Here is a 22,735-nt window from a genome sequence, read left to right on the forward strand (position 1 = left end):
TTGAGCAAGTGCTTGAACGCATGCCTTGGCCGGCTTGGCCGGCTCGACGACGACCTCGACCGGCAAAGCGCCCCTACCTGATGCCTGTGGCGGCTTAGCAACAATGGACCAAGGCATGATCAAGGCCCTGCTGCCAAACAAAAGTAATTTAGTTAAAGAACCTTTGCAATGATTAAATGAGTGCTTTATGTCGTTCTTTATCTTTTTTAAGTTACTAAAATAGTCTTTATCGGAACTGTATTCTGTTACCACAGACGCATCTGTGGATACACTGTCTACAATATACCCTACTGGTGCACCGTCAACATTAGTGCCTTTATTTATCATTTCATAGTCTGAAAAGTAATGATCCGAAATGATATAGCCAAAACGTTCAAAGTTAGTCCCTGCAAGAGAACCAGAAATTTCTTCACTTAACCTAGCAATATAAGAGTTTCGTACTTCTTGTTTCATTTTATTTCCATTCTCAGAAAGGACTACCTACAGCACATAACAGTGAAATGGACTGATGTCCGGTAATATTGTGCTAACCTGAAGTCAGCCTAGCACAATATTTCGGGACCGCTATGCCCATAGCTTTACCCATATCTTATAGCGCTTTTCGTGTACGACGAGATAAGTGCTTGATTGAGCGTCTTGGAGTCATGAGTTGCCAGCTTCGTAAGACGAAAACCGGGGGCCGTAAGTGTCTGAGCGGGCACGCGGACTCGACTTATGGGTAAAGCTATGCCGCTATGCCTCGCCATTTCAATTCTCGTTCTACCCCTTCCGATACCTCCACTGCCCGCCGCGAATCCGGAAATCCATCCGGCTGGGATCGATACCTCTCTCTATTGAAGCGCCATCGCATCCCCCACAAACAACGCGAGTGGTACGTCAAACGCGCAGAGGCATTCATCGAGGCAATGCGCCCGGCGCGAATGCGGGAAGTGACGAAGGAACAGATCACGGCCTTCTTCCCTCGTTATGCCCGTGAGCAGCGTTTGACTGACTGGCAGTTTCATCAAACCGTGGATGCCGTGCAACTGCTTCTCATTGATCTGGCGCATAATCCGAGCGCGGAACAGGTCGATTGGGACTACTGGAAATCGGCGACGAAGGATCTGGCACCGGATCACCCGACCCTTGCAAGGACAGTGACACCTGAGGGGGCTGTCGAGAACCGCTCCTATTTCCAGCGCTCGGCCGAGGATCTCGATCTGTTGAAATCACTCGCACGCACGCTGCGTGCGAGGCGCTATGCCATCCGGACCGAGCAGACCTATGTCGACTGGTGTCATCGCTTCATTGGGTTTTGCGGGGGTTCCGATCCAGCAGCCTGAGGTCTGGCGGACGTCGAGCGTTTCCTGGCCCATCTGGCGGCCGATCGGGGTGTCGCGGCCAGCACCCAGAATCAGGCGCTCAATGCCCTGGTGTTCCTGTTTCGCCATGTCTTGGAGCGGCCTCTGGACGAGCTGCGCTTCACCCGTGGCCGGCGTCCGCCGCGCATGCCGGTCGTCTTGACCCGTGACGAGATCCGCGCCCTGTTCGACCAGTTGTCCGGGACGCGGGGCCGGTGAAGAGCCCCGTCGACGAACTTTAAGCTACTTAACCCGCACTTAACCCCTCCAGGCGTATCTTTCCGATATCGGAAAATTTGAACCGCAAAGACGCGAAGGACGCTAAGAAATGCGAGGTCGTGAATCTTCAGCGTCCTTCGAGCTCTGGCCGGGCTTAGCCAAGTGCGTGAGCCATTGAAACCCTTTGCGCGCTTTGCGCTCTTAGAGGTTCGGCAGTTCTTCTCAGGCTCATCAATGCGATCGAAGTTATTCATACAGCAGGGCATCGCCTTCGGCCTGGCCGCTCTGGTCTGCGGCTGCGCCGTGGGACCGACGCGGCCGGATCTGGCCGCCCAGGCCGTGCGCGACACCGACCAGGTTCCAGCCTGGTCGCCGCAGCCGGACGCGGTGCCGTCCGCCTATCTCGACGATCTGATCCAAGCGCCCGAGCTGGATGCGCTGGTCAAAGAGGCATTGGCGGCCAATCCCAGCCTGCAGCAGACCCTGACCACGCTGCGGATCACGCGCGCCCAGCGGCGCCAGACCGAGGCCGCGCGGCTGCCGTCGGTCGAGGGCTCGGCCTCGGGCTCGCGCGAGCAGTTCGGCGATCCTGCCTACCGCAGTTCGGTCACGGTGAGCTGGGAAGTGGATCTCTGGGGCAAGCTGTCAGAGAACGACCAGGCCGCCGAGAAGGATGTCGAGGAACAGCAGGCGCTCTATCGGTCGGCCCGCGACGCACTGGCGGCGGACCTGATGGAGAACTGGCTGGGTCTCATCGCCGACCGTCACGCCATCGAGATCGAACAGCGCCGGCTCGCCACCCTGGAGCAGAACGCCGACTTCATCCTGCAGCGCTACCGCAACGGGCTCGGCCGCCTGGAGGATCTGGACAGCGCGCGCAGCTCGACGGCCAGTTCGCGGGCCTCGCTCGCCCGGTATCGCGAATCACTGGCGCAGCGCCAGCGCGCACTCAAGGTGCTGCTGGGACGTGTCGGCGGAACCGAGACGATCGACTTTCCCGCCGACTATCCGCAGGTGCTCCCTCCCCTCGCCGCCCTGCCGGATCAGACGCTCCAGCGCCGCCCGGACCTCCAGGCCGCCTATGCCGCGATCCAGGCGGCCGATCTGCGCACCTCGGTCGCCTACAAGGATCTGCTACCCAGCATCAGTCTGCAGGCGGCCCTCTCCGATGCGGCGGCCAAGCCGAGTGCGACCCTGCTTCAGGATCCGCTCTGGGCGCTGCTGGGTCAGCTGACCGCGCCACTCTATCGGGGCGGACAACTGCGCGCGGCCGCCGAGATCGCCAAGTTACAGACGGCCCAGGCCTATCAGGCCTATCGCGAGACCCTGCTGACCGCCGTGCAGGAGGTCGAGGACGCCCTGGGCCAGGAACGGACGCTCGCCGAGCGTCAGACCCATGTCGAGGCGGCCCTGACCGCCGCACGCAACAATCTGGCCCAGTACGAACGCAGCTACCGGGCCGGACTGGTCGATATCCTGGATCTGTTGAGCGTCCAGCAGCAAACCTATGATCTGGAGGCGCAGTTGGACAACCTTCGTTACGAACGCCTGACAAACCGTATCGTGCTCGGGCTCGCCCTTGGGCTGGGGACGCGCGCATGAGTTCGCGCTCCAAACAATGGCTGGTCTTCATCGCCGCCCTGGTCTTGCTGGCCGGCGCCGGACTCTATGTACAAACCCACCTGCATGGCCCAGGTGGCCGATCGGGTGGACCACCCGGGGCCGGCGGGCCGCCGAGCCAAGCCGGCTCCAAGCCCGAGCCTAAGGGCGGACCCTCAGAATCGGCACCGCCCGGTGGGGCTGCCCCGAAGGGATCCGGCATGACCACCCAGCGTCCGGACGTGCGCGTGGTGCGGGTGACGCCCGCGCGCTATCAGGCCCAGGTCAGCGGCTACGGCGAGGCCCGGGCGCACTATGCGCTGACCCTGACGGCACAGGTCTCGGGCCGGGTCGACGCGCTGTCGGAACATCTCGAATCCGGTCAGCGGGTCGCCAAGGGCGATGTCCTGGTGCAGCTGGAGGACAGCGACTACCGCGCCGCCGTGGCCAGCGCCGAAAACGATCTAGCCTCGGCGCGCCTGGCCCTGCTCGAAGAGGAGCGCCAAGGCGTCCAGGCGGCGGCCGAATGGAAGGCCTCCGGGCTGCGCGGCAAGCCGGACTCGGAGCTGGTCCTGCGCAAGCCCCAGCTGGCGGCGGCCAAGGCGGCCGTAGCCCATGCCGAGGCGACCCTGGTCAGCGCCCGCGAGGATCTGGCCGAGACCCGCATCACCGCCCCCTTCGATGCACTGGTGGTCGAGCGCAGTGTCGCGCCCGGCAGCTATGTCCAGGCCGGCACCCAGGTCGCCTCGCTCTACAGTCTGGACCGCCTGGAGGTCTCGGTCGCGCTCTCGGCACGCGACTGGAGCACCTTGCCGGACACGCAAACCCTGACCCGCGGCGACTGGCCCGCCAGGCTCACCAGCGTCGAGGACGGCCAGGTCTGGACCGGCCGGGTGCTGCGCGCCGAGCGCCATCTGGACGAGACCACCCGCCAGCGCGCATTGGTAATCGCCGTCGACCGACCGCTCGACCGTGCACTGCCCCTGCTGCCCGGCACCTTCGTGGAGGCCGAGGTGGCAGGCCGCGAGCTCGACGGGCTCTGGCGTCTGCCGAGCGCCGCGCTCAGCCAGCGCGGCGAGATCTGGCGGGTCGATCCCGAGGGCAATCTGGAGCGCTTCACCGCCGAGCCGGTCTTCAGCGATGCCCAGGGCATCTATATCGAGGCGCCCGAGACGCTGCGCGACAGCGCACAGCAGGTGCTGGTGCATCCGCTGAACGGCTATCTGCCGGGCATGGCGGTCAATCCGGTCGAGGTATCGCGCGATGAGGACTGACAGAGGCGGCATCATCGGCTGGTTCGCACGCAACCCGGTCGCGGCCAACCTGCTGATGATCCTGGTGATCCTCGCGGGCGTCTTCTCTGCTGGCGATCTGCGCAAGGAGGCCTTTCCCAGCCTGGAGCCGAACAGCATCACGGTGTCCGTCTCCTACGACAGCGGCTCGGCCCAGCAGTCCGAGGAAGGGCTGGCGATCAAGATCGAGGATCAGCTCGAAGGCGTCACCGGCATCGACAGCATCACCAGCAGCTCGACCGGCAGCGGCGTCACCGTCACCATCGAGAAGCAGTCGGACTACGACCTCGACACCTTGCTGACCGACGTCAAGACCAAGGTCGACGCCATCTCGACCTTCCCGGCCGACGCCAAGAATCCGGTCATCCAGAAGGCCGAGCGCGAGGAACACTCGCTCTGGCTGCAGCTCTACGGCGACGCCGATCGCCACACCCTTCAGCGCCTGGCCGACGAGCTCAAGTCCGACCTCATGGCCACACCCGAGATCAGCCGAGTCACCATCTCCGGCTGGCTGGACCCCATGATGGTGGTCGAGATCGACGAGGGCCGGCTGCAGGCCTACGGACTCTCGCTCTCGGACGTGGAGGAGGCGGTCAACGCCGGATCCTCCAACACCATGACGGCGGTGCTGCGCGACCGCGACCTCTATCTGCAGCTCAAGGCCTCGGAGCAGGCCTACCGGGTAGAGGAGTTCTCCGCCATCCCCCTGATCACGGGCGCCGACGGGCGCGAGATCCGTCTCGGGGACGTGACCCGGATCCGCGACGCCTACGACGACCTCACCTCCTCGCTCCTGCGCTATCAGGGGCAAGACAGCATCGGACTGCAGGTGGTCACCACCGGGCAGGACGACATCATCGACACGGTCGCCGCCGCGCGCCGGGTCGCGGACGCCTGGCAGACGAGCGGGGAGCTGCCGAAGGGCGTCGAGCTGGCCACTTGGTACGACCGCAGCGAGAGCATCCAGAGCCGGCTCGAACTGCTGGTGCGCAACGCCCTGACCGGCATCCTGCTGGTGTTCGTGCTGCTCGCCGCCTTCCTCGATCTGACCCTGGCCTTCTGGGTCGCCATGGGGCTGCCCTTCATCTTCTTCGGCACCCTCTATTTCATGGGCGACGGCCTCATGGGACTCTCGCTCAACGCCTTCACCACCTTCGGCTTCATCATGGCCCTGGGCATCGTGGTCGACGATGCGGTGGTGGTCGGCGAGAGCGTCTACACACTGCGCTCCGAGCGCGGCGACACCCTGGGCAACACCATCCGGGGGACGCTGCGGGTGGCGGTACCGACGCTCTTCGGCGTCTTCACCACGGTCGCCGCCTTCTACGCCCTGTCCCAGATCCAGGGCCACCTGGGCGAGCTCTACGCCCAGTTCGCCGACGTGGTGGCCATCTGTCTGATCCTCTCGATCGTCGAGTCCAAACTGATCCTGCCGGCCCATCTGGCGCACCTCAAGACCCATCGCCGACCGACCCGCAACCCGCTGCTGCGCGGCTGGCAATGGGTGCAGCGCGGAGCGGACATGGGGATGACACTCTTCCGCGACCGCCTCTACCGCCCGCTGCTGGAGCAAGCGCTGATCCATCGCTACGCGACCGTCCTCGTCTTCCTGACCGTGCTGGTGCTGGTGATTTCGATGCCCTTCACCGGCGCGGTCCGTCTCAGCTTCTTCCCGGACATCCTCGGGGACACGGTGCGCGCCCAGGTGACCATGCGCAACGACGCCAGCTTCGGCCAGACCCACCGGGCGCTCGATCGGCTGGAGTCGCTGGCCTACGCGGTCGACCGCGAACTGCGCAAGAACAAGGACGAAAGCGGCATCGCCAATCTGCAGGTGCTGTCCTCGGGCGACCAGTCCGGCCGGGTGACGGTCGAGCTGCACGCCGATCCGCCCTACGACATCCGCGTCTTCACCAAGCGCTGGCGCGAGGCGGCGGGACTCCCGGAGGGCGTGCGCACGCTCAACATTCAGAGCTTCCGGCGCATGGTCTCGGCGCTGCGGGTGGAGCTGCGCGCCAACGACGACGAGGTGTTGACCCTGGCCGGCGAGGCGCTCAAGGCGCATCTGCAACAGATCCCGGCCGTCTTCGGCATCGAGGACAACCTGGAGCCCGGCCAGCCCCAGCTGCGCCTGGAGCTGACCCAGCAGGGACGCGCGCTGGGGATGACCACCAGTTCCCTCGCCGTCCAGGTGCTACAGTCGTTCAGCGGCCAGGTGGTGCAGCGCTATCAGCGCGACAGCGACGAGATCGAGGTCAAGGTCCGCTATCCGGAGGCCGACCGTCAGAGCGCGGCCGACGTGCTCCAGGCACGGGTGCGCACGCCGGACGGATCCGTGGTGCCGCTCGCCAGCGTGGCCACCCTGACCTTCGGCTACACCCGCGACACCATCACCCGCATCGACGGCAAGCGCGCGGTCTACATCTCGTCCGACGTCGACAAGGAGCAGCTCTCGTCGACCGAGCTGGTCGCCCAGCTACGGGCCGATGTGGCCCCCCGACTGGAGCGCCAGTATCCGGGGCTCGACATCCATTTCGCCGGCGAGGCCGAGGAACAGGCCGAGACCCAGGCGTCCATGGCCCAGATGTTCATGCTGGCGATGCTGCTCATCTATCTGCTGCTGGCGATCCCGCTGGGCTCCTACGTCCAGCCCCTTCTCATCATGACGGCCATCCCCTTCGGCATCGTCGGGGCCATTCTGGGACATTGGATCAACGGGCTCTCGCTCGGCATCCTCTCGCTCAACGGCATCATCGCCCTGAGCGGCGTGGTGGTGAACGACAGCCTGCTGCTGACCGCGCGCTTCAACGAGCTGCACAAGCACGCCGACGACGTGCGCGAGGCGGCCGCGCACGCCGGCCTCGACCGGCTGCGGGCGGTGCTGCTGACCTCCTTCACCACCTTCGCCGGCCTGGTGCCGCTGCTCGGCGAAACCTCGCTGCAGGCGCAGTTCCTGATCCCGGCGGCGGTCTCGCTGGGCTACGGCATCATGTTCGCGACCTTCATCACCCTCATCTTCATCCCGGCCCTGCTGCTGATCCAGCAGGACGTCGCCGGTCTGATCGGTCGATTGCGCCGACGCCTACTGTCGCCTCGCAAGGAGGAGGAGCAGCCATGCTGACCCTGCTGCTGGTCGAGGACGATCTGGACCTGGCCCAAACCCTCGTCGATTATCTGGATCTGGAAGGCATCCGCTGCGACCATGCCAGCAACGGCATGGCCGGACTGGAGCTGATGCGGCGCGGACGCTACGACGCACTGCTGCTGGATCTCAACCTGCCCCGGCTCGACGGTCTGAGCGTCTGCCAACGTCTGCGCACGGACGGCGACGACACCCCCATCCTGATGCTCACCGCCCGCGACCAGCTCGAGGACAAGCTCGACGGTTTTCGTGCCGGCACCGACGACTATCTGGTCAAGCCATTCGCGCTCCAGGAGCTGGTGGTGCGGGTCCGAGCGCTGGCCCGGCGCCGCAGCGGCCAGGCTCAGTGTCTGCGCTGCGCGGACCTGGAGATGAACCTGGCCGAGCGGTCGGCGACCCGCGCCGGGCAGTCCCTCAAGCTGACTCCGACCGGTTGGCGGCTGCTGGAGGCGCTGATGCGCGCCTCGCCGGCCGTGGTCTCCCGGCAGGCACTGGAGTCGGCGGTCTGGGGCGAGGAGATGCCGGACAGCGACAGCCTCAAGGTGCACCTCTTCCATCTGCGCAAGGCGGTCGACGCGCCCTTCCCCACTCAGCTCATTCAGACCGTTCCCGGTCACGGCTTCGTCATCAAGGGACCGGACCCATGAAGGCATCGCCGATACCGGGCCATGCGCGCGGGCAGCTGAGTCTCAAATGGTTCCTGATCTTCTCCTTCCTCGCCCTGGGCTGCGTCCTGGTGGTCGGCTACTCCTGGCTCTCGGTCCAGTTCTTCATTCGCGGCATGGACAACATCGTCGCCAGCAACATGGAGCGAGCCGCCGAACGCTATCTGAATGACGTGCCCCTCGATCAGCGAGAGGCACCGAGTCTCTTCAGCGGCTATCACATCACCCTCAACTGGGAGCGAATGCCGCCCGAGATCCAGGCGGCCTTCCCCGAGCCGCCCGAGGCCCAGTGCCTGCTCTACAAGCAGCACAGATCGCGCTGGCTGGAACACCCCGACATCATCCATTTCGCCATGCGTCTGGAGCGCCAGGGTCACACGCTCTTCATCGCCAAGACCGTATCCGCGGCAACCTCGCCGAAGATCATCGGCCGCAATGCCGCCCGGTCGATGCATACCCTGATCATCATCAGCATCCTCATCGTGGCGACGCTCGGTCTCATCATCTGGTTGCTGCTGAGGCGCATCTCGCGCCCGGTCGCCGCGCTCGGACGCTGGACCGGAGCGCTCGATCCCCAGCGTCTTCGAGAGCCGCCGCCTGACTTCTCCTATCCCGAGCTCAACGCGCTCGCCGAACTGATCCGGACCAGCCTCTCCTCGGTGCAGGAGAGCCTGGAGCGCGAGCATCGCTTTCTGCGTCACGCCAGTCACGAGCTGCGCACCCCGATCGCCGTCATACGCAGCAACCTGGAGCTGTTGTCTCGCTTGCGGGAAACGAGCGAAAACCCGGTCGATATCCGCCAGAGCCAAGTGCTCGAGCGCATGAACCGGGCCAGCCTCAACATGCAGCACCTGACCGAAACCCTGCTCTGGCTGAGCCGTGAGGGTCGAGAGGCACCCTCATCGCACCCTGTACGACTTGACGCGCTCGTCGAAGAATTGGTCGAGGAGATGCGCTATCTGCTCAACGAAAAGCGCGTTTGCATCTGTCTGGACACCCACCCGTACAACCTCTCCATCCCCGAGGTTCCCGCTCGCATCGTCCTCGGCAACCTCATCCGCAACGCCTTCCAGCACACCTGGGACGGACGGGTCTCGATCCGACAACAGGAAGGCCGTATCGAGATCCTCAACAGCCGCCCGGAGTCCCAGGAGGAAACGCAACAATCGCTCGGATTCGGATTGGGTCTGCAATTGACCGCACAGCTGACGGAGCGGCTTGGGTGGGGGTATGTGAACGAGGCCGGGTCTGGTGGGCATCGGGTCGTTCTGAAGCTGAGGGGCGAGAAGGAAACCGCGCATCCGGTTGCCAACGGCCAGCATTCAATCGATAGCACAGTCCCTGGTGCTGAAACGTCAGAATGAGAGGGTAGACCGCGCAAGCTGGAAGACACCCATGACAGCCCTCTTCTCAGGGCAAACGCATCGACGCTGGCGAGACATCCTGATCCTGGCGATCCTGTACTTTGCCACCGCCAAGCTCGGACACAGCTTGGCGCTTCCGCCAGGTTACGTCTCTGCGGTCTGGATCCTCGTTAGCCTGGGTTCCCGGCAATACTAGATCGTCGCTGCCGAGTTTACCATCGATCACCGGCGGTTTCGTGTTCTTGTGAGTGATTGGTCGCCAGGAGTCGGTTGTGGTTTCAAAGGGTCTGCACAAGCTGGCGGTATTGGTCCTCGTCGAGGCCGGCTTCGGAGCCGAGGGAGTCGATGCGCTGCTGGGCTTCGGTCTCGTCGAGTGACATTTCTTTGAGCAAGGTTCGGTAATTTTGAAATGCCGCGCTCAGATGCGGATGAGCGTATCCATTCCGCCGGGAAAAGATCAGAAAGATGCCGACCATGCGCCGCATCAGCGGCTCGGCCTCGCCCAGGCGGTTGGTGGCCTGAAGAAGCATGGCCAGGTTGTTGAGCCGGATGGCCACCTTGGAATGCTCGGGGCCGTAGCTCGCCTCGTCGATCGACAGCGCTCGGCGCATCAGCGGCTCGGCATCGCCCAGGCGGTTGGTGTCCTGAAGGAGCTGGGCCAGGTTGTTGAGATCGCGGGCGACATCAGGATGCTCGGGGCCGTAGCTCGCCTCGTCGATCGACAGCGCTCGGCGCATCAGCGGCTCGGCCTCGCCCAGGCGGTTGGTGGCCCAAAGGAGTGCGGCCAGGTTGTTGAGCGCCGTGGCGACGTTGGGATGCTCGGGGCCGTAGCTCACCTCGAAGAGGCCGACCACGCGCCGCATCAGCGGCTCGGCCTCGTTCAGACGATTGGTGGCCTTAAGGAGCAGGGCCAGGTTGTTGAGCGCCGTGGCGACGTGGGGATGCTCAGGGCCGTAGCTCGCCTCGCAGATGCCGACCACGCGCCGCATCAGCGGCTCGGCCTCGCCCAGGCGGTTGGTGGCCCAAAGGAGTGCGGCCAGGTTGTTGAGCGCCGTGGCGACGTGGGGATGCTCGGGGCCATAGCTCGCCTCGTCGATCGACAGCGCTCGGCGCATCAGCGGCTCGGCCTCGCCCAGGCGGTTGGTGGCCCAAAGGAGTGCGGCCAGGTTGTTGAGCGCCGTGGCGACGTTGGGATGCTCGGGGCCGTAGCTCACCTCGAAGAGGCCGACCACGCGCCGCATCAGCGGCTCGGCCTCGTTCAGACGATTGGTGGCCTTAAGGAGCAGGGCCAGGTTGTTGAGCACCGACGCTTCGTCGGTCTTTTCGGTCACCAAAAGCTGAGCCTGGAGGAAGGATTGCTCCGCCTGTTTCCAGTCGGCCTGATCGAGCGCCAGCATGCCAAGCCGGTTGTGCGGTTTCCACCAGCCATGGTCCAGGGCGATCGCCTGCTCGATGGCGGCCCGCGCTTCCGTGCGTTCCAGCCGTGTCTCATGCAGATCCGCCTTGAACAGCGCCGCCTCGGCCAGCTCGCGGGCACGGGCCTTGTGGCGCTCGCCCGCCTCTTCGAGCCGCTTGGTGAGCAGTTCCAAGGCTGCCTCGACACCGCGCTCTTGCGCCACCCTGGCGGCCTCGGCGGTGAGTGACTGGCGCTCGGTCTCCGAGATCCGCTGAACGAAGGCCACCGCCTGATCGAGTTGCCCCTCGGCCTCCTCACGCCAGCGGTAGAGCCCGTCGATCTGCGGTGCCCGAGCGCCCGTCTCTTTGAGCCTGGCGAGCTTGGCCTGGAAGGTCTCCTCGATCTGGGCTCCCATCCGGGCCTTGAGGGCCACCGGATCGAACAGGACGTGGCGCGTCTGCCATTGCTGCCAGCCCAAGCCGCCGACGGCGCCCAGTACCACCAGGATGAGCATGGCGAGCACCCAATGCCGCCACCGGGAGCGGTGCTCATGGGTGGTCTGGGCCTGCTGAATCTGCTCCAGGGCCTGGGTGATGTGCTCGGACGACTCCCAGACGCGCCCGGTGGGGATGGCTGCGTCCCAGGGGACCGCTGGCGGGGCCTGGCTCGGCTCCGGGAGGGGCAAGGGTGGCCAGGATCGGCCCTGGACGAGACGCTCGCGGAGGTCCAGATAGCCGGCGTCGGCCGGCACCGTCCCCGCGATCAGGTAGTGCGAGGCATCGCGCACCGTCTCCGGGATCTGATCGGTGTCCTCGGGGCTCAGGATGAGCGGGATGAAACCGGTGTTGACCTCGCGGTAGTAGAGGACGTTGTGGATGACCTTGGCCTCCCACTTGACCCCGCGTCCCTGGCCGTAGGTCTCCAGCCCGAGAAAGCGCTGGCGGTAGGTGGCGGTGCAGACCAGGAGGGTGAAGTCGGCGGCGAGGATCTGCTCGGCGCACCAGCGCGGCCAGCCTTGGGGCGCTCCCTGGGGGGAGTCGGTCTCGAAGCGGTCCAGCCGGGCATCGAGGCCGTCCCGACGCAACTGCAGGGCCAGCTGCAGCACCCGCTCGGCGTGCTCGGGGCTGTCGTGGCTGTAGCTGATGAAGATTCGTGGCGGTCTGGGGGACGTGTCACCGGTGCTCATGGGCGCTCCCTGACGGCGTGTCTGGGAGCATGATAGCAGTGGACTCGAATGGCATGTACCCCCTGGTCGCGGCCGGTTACTGCAGGATGAACCGCCAGGCAATGACGACCAGGATGATCAGGAAGCCATAGAACCCCCACACCGAGAAGGATTTGGCAGCCTCCACGCGGTGCTGCTCCATGCTGCCTTCCGGCGCTACGGCGTAGAGATCCTCCGGCTGTAACTGCCCGGTGTGCAGTTTCTTGAGAAAGGCGTTGTAGGAGGCCCGGAATGCCTTCTCCAGCGCCAGGTAGTAGGCATCCAGCACGAAGAACAGGATCGAAGGGAACAGCGCCAGCCAAATGAGCTCGGGCTTGTCCTTGTGCGCGGTCACGACGAGAATCGCCGAGACGATGGTAATGCACCAGGTCTTGCAGGAACTGCTGTTCGCGGCCATGCGCTGAATCACGCCTTGCATGATTTGCAGGTGCGATTGGACGGAGGCGGATTCGTCGGTCAAGCCTTGTCCAGTACTTTCACTCATACAGTCACCTTAATCGAATCATCGCTGAATATTTGATCGGTTTGTCTCCCGATCCACTGCAGCCAGTTGGTTAACCCGTGAGTCTGCTACTTGTCCAGCTCCGCTGGCCAGACCTTCGGGGTCTTGCGGGTGGGCGAGTTCAAGTCTGCCAGCCGTCCGCCCCACTCAGTACCCCGCAGACCGTCACCAGCAGAATATCTTCAAGCGGATACAGCTTATTACGCTCAACACGGGGATCTTCAAGGCGATTGGCTAACAGGGTGCCGCAACATCATGTCAGATCTAGCGTTAATACGCGCTCGCCCTGGCTGAAAAGGCCGTTGCCCCTACCGCCCAGAGCAATCATGCTAGGCTATGGCGATGCTGAAGTCCCATTTATCCCCAACTCATCGTCGGCGCCGCTCGGCGCCGGCGGCGACTGGTTTGCCGGTGCGTATTCGCCGCCGTAGCGAGAGCGTGACTGTGCCGCGCGAGCTGGAGGCGCTGATGCAGTCGTTGTATCAAAATCGCGGAGCCAGTCGTGATCAGAGCTGTACGCTGGCCGGGCTGCATCCGGTCGAGCAGTTGCACGGCAGCGCGTCGGCGGCGGCCTTGCTGGCGCGTGCCATCACCGAGGGGCAGCGTATTCTGATTGTTGGTGATTACGATGCTGATGGCGCGACGGGGTCGGCGGTGGCACTGCTGGGGTTGCGCGCGCTGGGAGCAGCGGCGACCGATCATCTCACACCCAGCCGCTTCACGGATGGCTATGGCCTAAGTCCGGCGCTGGTTGAGGTAGCGGCAACGCGGGCGCCCGATCTCATTATCACCGTGGATAATGGCATTGCCAGCCTGGCCGGGGTGGAGCGGGCCAATGCACTGGGGATTCCGGTGCTCATTACCGATCATCACCTGCCGGGGGCGCAGCTGCCAGCCGCAGCGGCGATTGTGAATCCCAATCAACCCGGCTGTGCCTTTCCGAGCAAATCCCTCGCCGGCGTGGGAGTGATCTTTTATCTGCTCGTAGCCACCCGCGCCTGTCTGCGCGCGCGCGGCTGGTTTGGCGCGCAGCGCCCGGAGCCGAATCTGGCCGCATGGCTCGATCTGGTGGCACTTGGCACGGTGGCGGATGTGGTGGCACTGGATCAGAACAACCGCATCCTGGTTGAGCAGGGGCTCAGGCGTATTCGCCATGGGCGCTGTCGGCCCGGCTTGCGTGCGCTACTGGAAATCGGCGGCTGCCGTGTAGAACAGGTGACTGCGCGTGACCTGGGGTTCGTAGCCGGGCCACGCCTGAATGCCGCCGGGCGGCTGGAAGATATGTCCATCGGCGTGGAATGCCTGGTGACAGATGATCCGGTGCGCGCCATGCAGCTCGCGCGCGAGCTGGATCGCCTCAATCGCCAGCGTCGCGAGTTGGAGTTTGAGATGCGCGAAGCGGCTGAAACCCTGGTGGCACAGCTGAGCAGCAGCGATCAGGAGCTGCCGCCCGGACTCTGTCTGTTTGGCAAGGACTGGCATCAGGGCGTCATTGGCATTGTCGCCTCACGCCTGAAGGAACATTACCATCGCCCGGTCATTGTGTTTGCACGCGGCGATGATGGGCGGCTGCGGGGCTCGGCTCGCTCCATTGATGGCCTGCATCTGCGCGATCTGCTCGCCGCCATCGACCGCCGTCATCCCGGCCTGATGGAACGCTTCGGCGGGCACGCGATGGCCGCAGGCGTCACCATGGCCGAGGCACATCTGGAGGTCTTTCGCCAGGCGTTTATTGCCACCGTGGCGGCTGAACTGGGCGCGGTGGCGCAGGTGCGGGAAATTCTCTCCGACGGTGAGCTGGCCAGCTCGCTGCTGTCACTTGAAACGGCCACCGCCCTGCGCCTGGCGGCGCCCTGGGGCAAAGGCTTTCCCGAGCCGGTATTTGATGGCGAGTTTGCCATTTCCGAGGTGCGGGTGATCAAGGATCAGCATCTTAAGCTGCGCGCCCAGACCAACGACGGCATTGCCATTGATGCCATCGGCTTTCAGCTCGCCGCCTGTAAGGCCGAACTTGGCACCCGGGCTCATCTGGCCTATCGCCTGGATGTGAATGATTATCGTGGCCTGCGGCAGCCGCAGCTGATTTTGGAACATGCACAATCTGTCGATTAACCGTCGCTTAACACAAAATATGGATGAACCAAGGCAACCGGAATCCCCCGATTTTCCCGAGGGGCCGAGTAAAAGCTCCATCAAGCGTGAACATCTTGCGTTGCAGGCTCTGGCTGAGCAATTGCTCAGCCTACCGCGCGCCGAGCTAGAGCGTCTGGCGTTGGATGCCAAGACCTGGGAAGCCATTGATGAAACCGCACGCATCAAGGACAAGCGTGCCCTGGCGCGGCATTACAAGCGCATCGCCAACTGTCTCGCGCGTCTGGATCAGGAACCGCTTAAGGCTTTGCTAGCCCGGCGCGAGCAGGCCGAGCGGGCCGCCAGCGCACGGCATCATCAACTGGAGCGCTGGCGCGAGCGCCTGATTACCGAGGGCGATGCTGCGCTTGAGGACTTCTTGACTCAGTATCCAGAGGCCGAGCGCCAGCCGTTGCGCGCGTTGATTCGTGTCGCCCGGCGCGATACCGAACAGCATCGACCCGAGGGGCCACGCAAGCTGTTCCGCCATCTGCGCACCTTAATGAGCGAGCCGCACCCGACCGACTGAGTCCGACCAACTGAGCCTAGCCAGCAGCCAAAAAGGGGCGCCTAAGAAACCGTCTGATAGTAGAGATTCTGCGGATGCTGGGCCTCGGCGAAAAAGTACCAGCGCTCGGCGACCAGCCCGAGGTACTGAATCAAGAAGGCCAGAATGGGCAGCGTGGGTGACTTGGTCACATAGGCCACGCCGATCAGCACCACTGGCACCGGAAACACCAGCAGCATAAAGACGGCAGTCACCCGTCGAAGCGTGCCCGGACTGCGATGATGGAAAAACTCGCGCGTGTTGAAGGAACCCGCCGAGAAGCCCTGGGATTTCTGCGCAATGTCGCGATGACGCACGCCGATGGCAGTCTTAAGATTGCTGCGATACTTGATATGGCGATTGCGCAGCAGCGAGGCACCACGCGACAGAAAGGCAATGGCGGTAAAGATCACCGCCCAGGTGCCAAAGAAGGTGACCAGATCATTGCCAAGCCAGGCTGAATAAGCCGCCGCCAGCATGAAACCCGAGGCCAAGCCGAAAAAGGTGAAGTTCACCACCGTCAGCGGCGAAGCCCACTCCTGGAGAAATTTCACGCTGGCATAGATCATGGCTGTGGCCACGAAGAGCGCGAACGCCACAATGGCGCCCATCACGCCCACCAGCAGACTGGCATCCACTGGCAAGGCATCATCGCCAGCCACCACAAAGGGCTGGGTCCAACCCATCCAATGAATCAGGCTGAACAACGCCACCAACCCCATCAGCACCGGCAGCACAATGACTTCGCGTGACAGCCAGGAGGTGCGCCATTTCGAGGCCGCCCGCCAGGCACGCTCCGGACGCCCAAGATGGAAGAAAGAGGCAATCAGGCCCAGCACCAGCAGGGCCAGCGCGATCAGGCTGCCATGGAAGTAGTAATCGGAACTCTGCGCATCAATCAGATGGATACGCGAGTAGACCTGACCGGTGATCAGCGCCAAAAACAATCCCTGACCGGCACCGAGCAGGGTGGTGAGAAAGATGACGGAAAAGGCAGGATGCATGGTCTTAAACGGGCCCTTCGCTAGTAGTCAGTGGTGTCGATTGTCGCTGCGGTGGTCAGTGCGGATGTCGATAATCAGGCGCCTGGCGCTCGTACGCTACCAGGTCACATCCTCCAGGGTTTCCTCGCCATGATAGACAGTAATGTCTTCTTTCTTCAGCGGATTATTCGTGCGCAGCAGGTCATCCTCGGTGATGTGCATCCGGTTTTTGTGGCGCGGCAGATAATGGTTGGCCGGCTGCGTGCCCCACTCCGGCATCAGGGCATAGCCACCGCGCTCGCGAATGGCAATCGATACCTCAGAATCTGGATTCTGCACATCGCCAAACAGACGCGCGCTGGTCGGGCAAGCGAGCACGCAGGCCGGCTTGCGCTCGGCCTCAGGCAACGATTGATCAGTGATGCGATCAATGCACAGGGTGCATTTTTTCATCACCTTCTGCTGGGTATCGACTTCCCGCATCCCATAGGGACAGGCCCAGGAGCAGTATTTGCAGCCGATGCACTTGTCATAATCGACCAGCACCACGCCGTTGTCCTCGCGCTTATAAGACGCACCGGTCGGGCACACCGGCACACAGGGCGGATCTTCGCAATGCAGGCAGCTCTTGGGAAAGTGCACCGTCTCGGTATTGGGATAGTTGCCCACCTCGAAGGTCTGCACGCGATTAAAAAAGGTGCCGGTCGGAGCGGCATCATAGGGATTTTCATCCACCATGGGACCCGCCCAGCCGGAGGTGTTCCATTGCTTGCAGGAAGTCACGCAGGCATGACAGCCGACGCAGACGTTGAGATCGATTACCAGAGCGAGTTGAGTCATCGCAATACCTAATTCAGTGCCAAATCAGTGCGCGGCGGCCGCATGGCCGGGCCATGCTATTTCCTCCCGAACACCCCGGCAACATAGGCCTGCCAGCGCGAGCGCGGACGGGTCAATTGCCCAGGCAGCGCCTTCATCGGCGTGAACTGTGGCTCGGTTATTTGTTTCTCATCCGGCCCGGCCTTGTAGATGCGCACGCGCACGTCGTACCAAGCCGCCTGCCCGGTCAACGGGTCGGAGTTCGACAGCACCTGGCTGCCGTCACCGGGCACCACCGGCAACTCCTCGCCAATCACATGATTGAGCAGGAAGCCTTTTTTGGACTCATCCGCCCTGGCACTCAGCCCCCAGGCACCAGCGCCCTTGCCGATGGCGTTCCAGGTCCAGACAGTGCCGGGCTCGACCGCCTCGGAATAGCGGCACATGCATTTGACCCGGTTCAGATGGGATTCCACCCAGATCCAGTCGCCATCCTGAATGCCCTGGGCAATAGCCACCTTGGGATTGACGAACAGATAATTGTGGCTGTGCAACTGCCGCAGCCAGGCGTTCTGACTGTCCCAGCTGTGATACATAGCCATCGGCCGCTGGGTGAGCGCATTAAGCGGATAGCGGTTCTTGTCGATGCGCTGCGTCTCCAATGGCTCATAGTAAAACGGCAACGGATCGAAAAAGGTCTCGATGCGCTCGCGATAGCGCTCCGGCGGCCGTCGCCCCGGCCATTTGCCCTGCGCAGCAGCGCGGAAGCGTTGCAGCACCTCCGAATAAATATGCAGCGTGATAGGCTCGGCCCACTTGGTCAAACCATGGGCACGTGCCCAGTGCAGATAGCCCTTGTTCCAGTTGCGCATGAACTGGTAGCTGCGCGGCAACTCGTGGTGGAAAAAGCAGTGATTGGCGGCATACTGCTCCCACTGCTGGGGATTGGGCTCACCTTTCAGCGCCTTGTCGCCGAATTTGCCACGATAGCCGGCCAGGAAGCCGATCCCGGAACCAGGCGAGGTCTCGTAATTGACCACAAAATCGCGATAGTTACGGAACTTGGCCGTGCCATCCTCATTGGTGAAGGCCGGCAGCCCGAGGCGCGCGCCCAAGTCAATGATCACATCCTGAAAGGGCCGACACTCGCCTTTAGGCGGCAGCACCGGCAAGCGCACCGCATCGACCGGGCCGTCGAATTCCGAAATCGGCCGGTCAAGCATCGAGAGCACATCGTGGCGCTCCAGATAGGTGGTGTCCGGCAATACCAGATCAGCAAAAGCCACCGTCTCTGAGGCATAGGTGTCGCAGACCACGATAAAGGGAATCTTGTACTCCCCATTCTCATGCTGATCGACCAGCATTTTGCGCGTCTCGACGGTATTCATCGACGAGTTCCACGCCATATTGGCCATGAACAGGAACAGCGTGTCGATGGGATAGGGATCGCCGCGCCAGGCGTTGGTGATGACATTGTGCATCAGGCCATGGGCTGCCAGCGGATACTCCCAGGAAAACGCCTTGTCGATGCGCACCGGCTCGCCCTGATCATCGACGAACAGATCCTCGGGACGCGCCGGCCAGCCCAGCGGCAAGCCGTCGAGCGGGGTATTCGGTTGCACGGCTTCCGGCCCATGCGGCGGTTTGGGACACGGGGGAATCGGCTTGGGGAAAGGCGCCTTGTGCCGAAAACCGCCGGGACGATCAATGGTGCCCAACACCGTCATCAGAATGCTCAGTGCGCGAATGGTATGGAAGCCGTTGGAATGCGCCGCCAGGCCGCGCATGGCATGGAAGGCGACCGGATTGCCGGTCACCGTGGCATGCTCGTTGTCCCAGGCATCGGTCCAGTTGATCGGCAGCTCGATTTTGTGGTCGCGCGCCATGATGCCCATCTCATGCGCCAGGCGGCGAATGGTGTCGGCCGGAATCCCGGTGATGCCCTCGGCCCATTCCGGGGTATGCGGCTCGACGCGCTCCTTGAGCAACTGAAAGGACGTCTTGACCGGCGTGCCGTCCTTCATGGTGTAGGCGCCGAGCAGACGCGGATCGGCGCCCTTGGTATGCGTCAGCACCTCGCCGGTGTTGCGATCCCACCAAAACTTGTCCTGCGGATCGGTACAGCCGCGAGTGACATCAATCGATGTATCGCGATAAAACATGCCGTGATCATCGCGCTCGGGATCATCAATCACCAGCTCGGCGGCATTGGTGTATTGGATGAGGAAATCGCGGTCGAACAGGCCGGTCTTGAGAATCTCGTTGGTCAGTGCCAGGAAGAGCGCGCCATCGGTGCCCGGTTTGATCGGCACCCACTCATCGGCAATGGCGCCATAACCAGAGCGCACCGGATTGATGGCGATGAAGCGCCCGCCCTGACGCTTGAACTTGGAGATTGCCGCCTTCATCGGGTTGGAGTGATGATCCTCCGCCGTGCCGATCATCACAAACAGCTTGGCGTGATCAAGATCCGGCCCGCCGAACTCCCAGAAAGAGCCGCCGATGGAATAGATCATGCCGGTGGCCATGTTCACCGAACAGAAGCCGCCGTGCGCGGCGTAGTTGGGGGTGCCAAACTGCTTGGCGAACATGCCGGTCAGCGCCTGCATCTGATCACGGCCGGTAAAGAGCGCAAATTGCTTGGGGTCTTCCGCGCGCAGCCGCCCAAGGCGCTCGGTTAGCATCCCCATCGCCTCGTCCCAGGAGATCTCCTCGAACTCGGACGCACCGCGCTTGGCCGACGCCTTGCGTCGCAGCGGCTTGGTCAGACGCGCCGGGGAGACCTGCTTCATAATACCGGACGACCCCTTGGCGCAAATGATGCCCTTGTTCAGCGGATGATCCGGATTCCCCTCAATATAGCGGACTTCCCCATCGCGCAGATGCACGCGAATCCCGCAACGGCAGGCGCACATGTAGCAGGTGGTTTCCTTGACTTCATGATGGCCGGTGGACTGATCAGAGCGGGAGGCGGGATCTTGCATGGAGGAAACCCTGACTGGCAGCAAAACGGTGAATAGCAAAAAACTTCCACATTCTACTGGCCATGGCCCCTGGTGACAAACTGACATCGCAGTCGCTGACTGAGACCGGAAATCTTAGCGCTCAAACACCGCCATGGATTCCAGATGGGCGGTATGCGGGAACATATCCATGGCCCCGGCAGCGGTGAGGCGGAAGCCATGCTGTGCAACCAAATGGCCGGCATCACGCGCCAGGGTTCCGGGATAGCAGGAGATGTAGACCAGGCGCCGAATGCCTGTCGCCGCCAGCGCGTCCAGCACTTGCAGCGCACCGCTGCGCGGCGGATCAATCAGCGCCAGGTCAAAGGACTGTCGCGCCCAGGCCCAATTGCGCTCGGCCTCATCGGCATAGAGATTGGCCTGATCGAAACGCACCCGCTCGGCATCCAAGCCGTTGCGCTCAGCATTGGCACGCGCACGCGCCACCAAGCCAGCCTCTCCCTCAACCCCCAGCACCGTCGCCGCCCGCCGGGCCAGCGGCAGAGTGAAGTTACCCAGCCCACAGAACAGATCCAGCACCCGATCCTGCGGCTGCGGATTGAGCCAGGACAGGGCGCGATCCACCATTAGACGATTCAACTCCAGATTGACCTGGGTGAAATCGTTCGGCTCAAACGCCAGCGTGACATCGGACGCCGGCAGTCTGAAGGTCAGATCGACCTGCTGTCCCGGCAGCGGCTGCACACTGTCGAGACCACCGGGCTGTAAATAAAGATGCAGCCCCGTGCGCTCGCCAAAAGCCTGCAAATGGGCGAGATCCTCCGGCGAGGGCGCGTCCAGCACCCGCAGAATCAACACCACCGGATCATCGCCCTGGGCCATTTCGATCTGCGCGACGCGCTCGCGAATGCTCAGCGCACCGATCAGCTCCGCCAGTTCCGTCAGGCGTTCGCCGACTGCCGGATGCAACACCTCGCAGCGTTGCAAATCAGCCACAAAAGACGAACCGCGCTCGCGAAAACCGACCAGCACCCGACCCTTCTTGGCCACATAACGCACGCCCAGCCGCGCCTTGCGCCGATAGCCCCAATGTTCAGCCACCAAGGGCTCCAGCCAGGTGTCCGGTTGCACCTGGCCGATGCGCTGCAACACCTCGGCAAGAATATCCTGCTTCATGCCAATTTGCGCCGCCGGCGCCAAATGCTGCAAGGCGCAACCACCGCAACGCCCGAAATGCGCACAGCGCGGGACCACCCGATCCGGCGAGGCCGCCAGGATCTCCACCACCTCGCCTTCGTCATAGCGGCGCTGGCGGCGGGTCAGGCGCACGCGTACCCGCTCGCCGCTGAGCGCACCCACGACAAAGACCGCCTTCCCCTCAACATGGGTCACTCCGCGCCCGTCGTGACTCAGGCTGGTAATCTCAGCTTCAATCGGCTCCTGGGGGAGCGCTTTTTTCTTGCCCATCCGGTGCGACTGCTCCTAAAAACCTAAACAAAGTTGCGCATGGTGGTTTTTGGGTAATTCGCTCTCCGTTGATAGCACCCGGGATTGACCGGGCGAGCAACTGGAGTCCTGGTTGAGCAGTCCCAACCGGAGGCGCTCAGTCCGTGCTTGCACGATGGCCTTCACCGTTCGATATGGCGTGAACCGCTCGATGTCCGGATCAGTTAAGCGTGCCAGCACGTTTTGCGCGGCGTTCTGGTCGGCGTCCAACACCTCCCCGTCGAAACAGTAAAACCGATCCCCCTGGCGTTTGCCGAGCAGGCCTCCGTTGCGGGAATCAATTTGCGAGGTATAGGCCGGATTGACCAGCACGACCGTCGAACCTCGACGGCATGAAACACTGTCAAGTGCTTCGGCAATGACGCCTTTTGTCCAACTGGCGAGCCGGCGATTGACGTTCTTGCCGAAGGACTTGCCCGCCATCGGGGCGGTGAGATCTTCTGCCGCGATCACGGCGGCTTTGTCGACCACTTTGTTCACCGACTGGAAAACGATGTCGCGGATGCGCGCGTGGGTCTTATCCATCTGCCGGTTGAGCTTCTTGCGCCCGAGGTTGAACCGGCGAATGTGCTCGCGCTTGCGCGGGTTGCGGGTGTTGTTGGCGCACGCGCGCAGCTTGGCGCGGCGTTGGTATTTGGCTTTGAGTTTGTCGGAGGTGTCGGTGAGGATCGCGCCCAGTTCCTGACCGTGGTGCTCGCCGTCGGAATCGACCAGCACCTCGGAGTAGCCTTTATCGACGCCGATGGTGCGCGCGCCGCTGTCCTGGGTGATCTCGGCGTCAATGGCGTAATGAACTTCGATGCGGTCCTCGTCGGTCAGAATGATCCGCAGCGTGCCGGTCGGCGCGACGGTGGTATCGAGCGGAATGGCAATGCGTTGGCCTTTGACCAGACCGGGAATCTTGATCCAGACGCGCCCGCCGAGGTGGAAGCTGGTGTAGTTGTCTGAGCGGACAATGATCTGGTTGTGGGTGTGATTGTGCCCGCGATGCCAGTGCTTGCGCATGATCCGGCGCAGGTAAGCATCGTTCGTCCAGTCGTCGC

Annotated in this window: 17 protein-coding genes and 1 pseudogene; 9 read left to right on the top strand and 9 right to left on the bottom strand. The window is 63.1% G+C overall.

The features are described 5' to 3' along the window. Nucleotides 1–453 (bottom strand): hypothetical protein (locus tag CKO36_RS14205; protein ID WP_200284875.1); only part of this gene is annotated, 453 nt, incomplete at its 3' end. A gap of 467 nt (nucleotides 454–920) precedes the next feature. Here CKO36_RS14205 and CKO36_RS20475 point away from each other — a divergent pair. The 7 genes and pseudogenes from CKO36_RS20475 to CKO36_RS14245 all read left to right on the top strand — a co-directional run bounded on the left by CKO36_RS20475 (nucleotide 921) and on the right by CKO36_RS14245 (nucleotide 9,817). After that, nucleotides 921–1,559, top strand: a pseudogene (locus CKO36_RS20475) (site-specific integrase). A 234-nt stretch (nucleotides 1,560–1,793) separates the two neighbouring features. Further along, on the top strand, nucleotides 1,794–3,161 hold the full coding sequence (locus CKO36_RS14220) for an efflux transporter outer membrane subunit (RefSeq protein WP_200284879.1): 1,368 nt from the start codon (nucleotides 1,794–1,796) through the stop codon (nucleotides 3,159–3,161). Further along, the gene (locus tag CKO36_RS14225; RefSeq protein ID WP_200284881.1) at nucleotides 3,158–4,432 is read left to right on the top strand and encodes an efflux RND transporter periplasmic adaptor subunit; all 1,275 of its coding nucleotides are present in this window, start codon (nucleotides 3,158–3,160) and stop codon (nucleotides 4,430–4,432) included. Before CKO36_RS14220 ends, CKO36_RS14225 begins: the two co-directional genes overlap by 4 nt. Further along, nucleotides 4,422–7,571, top strand: coding sequence for an efflux RND transporter permease subunit (locus CKO36_RS14230; protein ID WP_200284882.1), 3,150 nt, complete (start codon nucleotides 4,422–4,424; stop codon nucleotides 7,569–7,571). Before CKO36_RS14225 ends, CKO36_RS14230 begins: the two co-directional genes overlap by 11 nt. Beyond that, nucleotides 7,565–8,239 (top strand): response regulator transcription factor, encoded by a 675-nt coding sequence (locus CKO36_RS14235; protein WP_200284884.1) that lies wholly within the window; start codon nucleotides 7,565–7,567, stop codon nucleotides 8,237–8,239. The genes CKO36_RS14230 and CKO36_RS14235 overlap by 7 nt, the downstream gene beginning before the upstream one ends. Continuing rightward, on the top strand, nucleotides 8,236–9,621 hold the full coding sequence (locus CKO36_RS14240) for a sensor histidine kinase (RefSeq protein ID WP_200284886.1): 1,386 nt from the start codon (nucleotides 8,236–8,238) through the stop codon (nucleotides 9,619–9,621). The genes CKO36_RS14235 and CKO36_RS14240 overlap by 4 nt, the downstream gene beginning before the upstream one ends. Before the next feature lie 31 nt (nucleotides 9,622–9,652). Continuing rightward, the gene (locus CKO36_RS14245) at nucleotides 9,653–9,817 is read left to right on the top strand and encodes a hypothetical protein (RefSeq protein ID WP_200284888.1); all 165 of its coding nucleotides are present in this window, start codon (nucleotides 9,653–9,655) and stop codon (nucleotides 9,815–9,817) included. Nucleotides 9,818–9,899: 82 nt separating this feature from the next. On the opposite strand, the gene CKO36_RS14250 is transcribed toward CKO36_RS14245, so the two are convergent. The 3 genes from CKO36_RS14250 to CKO36_RS20150 all read right to left on the bottom strand — a co-directional run bounded on the left by CKO36_RS14250 (nucleotide 9,900) and on the right by CKO36_RS20150 (nucleotide 12,985). Further along, on the bottom strand, nucleotides 9,900–12,203 hold the full coding sequence (locus CKO36_RS14250; RefSeq protein ID WP_200284890.1) for a tetratricopeptide repeat protein: 2,304 nt from the start codon (nucleotides 12,201–12,203) through the stop codon (nucleotides 9,900–9,902). Nucleotides 12,204–12,279: 76 nt separating this feature from the next. Further along, nucleotides 12,280–12,702, bottom strand: coding sequence for a hypothetical protein (locus CKO36_RS14255; protein ID WP_242469629.1), 423 nt, complete (start codon nucleotides 12,700–12,702; stop codon nucleotides 12,280–12,282). A gap of 163 nt (nucleotides 12,703–12,865) precedes the next feature. Then, nucleotides 12,866–12,985 (bottom strand): transposase family protein, encoded by a 120-nt coding sequence (locus tag CKO36_RS20150; protein ID WP_200284920.1) that lies wholly within the window; start codon nucleotides 12,983–12,985, stop codon nucleotides 12,866–12,868. 101 nt (nucleotides 12,986–13,086) lie between these two features. Here CKO36_RS20150 and recJ point away from each other — a divergent pair, with 101 nt between their 5' ends. Continuing rightward, entirely contained in the window at nucleotides 13,087–14,856 is a 1,770-nt protein-coding gene (gene recJ / locus CKO36_RS14265; protein ID WP_200284894.1) for a single-stranded-DNA-specific exonuclease RecJ, read from the top strand. Next, nucleotides 14,837–15,403 (top strand): ribosome biogenesis factor YjgA, encoded by a 567-nt coding sequence (gene yjgA / locus CKO36_RS14270; protein ID WP_338053492.1) that lies wholly within the window; start codon nucleotides 14,837–14,839, stop codon nucleotides 15,401–15,403. Before recJ ends, yjgA begins: the two co-directional genes overlap by 20 nt. Before the next feature lie 41 nt (nucleotides 15,404–15,444). On the opposite strand, the gene CKO36_RS14275 is transcribed toward yjgA, so the two are convergent. The 5 genes from CKO36_RS14275 to CKO36_RS14295 form a co-directional block, all read right to left on the bottom strand. Then, on the bottom strand, nucleotides 15,445–16,425 hold the full coding sequence (locus tag CKO36_RS14275) for a dimethyl sulfoxide reductase anchor subunit family protein (RefSeq protein ID WP_200284902.1): 981 nt from the start codon (nucleotides 16,423–16,425) through the stop codon (nucleotides 15,445–15,447). Between the two features lie 96 nt (nucleotides 16,426–16,521). After that, complete coding sequence (soeB, locus tag CKO36_RS14280) at nucleotides 16,522–17,244, bottom strand: sulfite dehydrogenase subunit SoeB (RefSeq protein ID WP_200284904.1); 723 nt, start codon at nucleotides 17,242–17,244, stop codon at nucleotides 16,522–16,524. 56 nt (nucleotides 17,245–17,300) lie between these two features. Continuing rightward, nucleotides 17,301–20,207, bottom strand: coding sequence for a sulfite dehydrogenase subunit SoeA (gene soeA, locus CKO36_RS14285; RefSeq protein WP_200284906.1), 2,907 nt, complete (start codon nucleotides 20,205–20,207; stop codon nucleotides 17,301–17,303). A 114-nt stretch (nucleotides 20,208–20,321) separates the two neighbouring features. Beyond that, on the bottom strand, nucleotides 20,322–21,653 hold the full coding sequence (gene rlmD / locus CKO36_RS14290; protein WP_200284914.1) for a 23S rRNA (uracil(1939)-C(5))-methyltransferase RlmD: 1,332 nt from the start codon (nucleotides 21,651–21,653) through the stop codon (nucleotides 20,322–20,324). A 15-nt stretch (nucleotides 21,654–21,668) separates the two neighbouring features. After that, nucleotides 21,669–22,735 (bottom strand): RNA-guided endonuclease TnpB family protein (locus CKO36_RS14295; protein ID WP_200284916.1); only part of this gene is annotated, 1,067 nt, incomplete at its 5' end.

Source organism: Rhabdochromatium marinum (assembly GCF_016583795.1).
Lineage (GTDB): Bacteria > Pseudomonadota > Gammaproteobacteria > Chromatiales > Chromatiaceae > Rhabdochromatium > Rhabdochromatium marinum.